General features: G+C 65.9%; 1 protein-coding gene. It reads left to right on the top strand.

Going from position 1 to position 267, the window contains the following annotated elements:
• Window positions 1–267 (top strand): hypothetical protein (locus PZA18_RS24595; RefSeq protein WP_284103512.1); only part of this gene is annotated, 267 nt, incomplete at both ends.

The raw sequence follows: 267 nt of genomic DNA, 5'->3' as shown, positions 1-267 counted from the left end.
TGACCGTCTCCGACTGGCAATGGAACGCGCAGGCCCAGCGGCAGGCCTCGGGCAACAAGCTCGAAGTCAGCTACGTCTACGACGCCAACGGCAATGTGCGCACCACCACCACCCGCAAGGACAACCGCAGCGAAACCGACCATTACACCTACAACAGCCGCAACCTGCTGCAGAGCCACCAGCCGGATGGCCAGCGGCTGCCGAGCGCCGTTGGCAGCATCGACAGCGGCGTCAGTTACCGCTACGACCTGGCCGGTCGGCGCCAGG

It is taken from the genome of Parachitinimonas caeni, from assembly GCF_030129945.1.
In the GTDB taxonomy this organism is placed as follows: domain Bacteria; phylum Pseudomonadota; class Gammaproteobacteria; order Burkholderiales; family Chitinimonadaceae; genus Parachitinimonas; species Parachitinimonas caeni.
The sequence above is the reverse complement of the archived record's forward strand: the minus strand, read 5'-3'. Positions and strand labels throughout refer to the sequence as shown.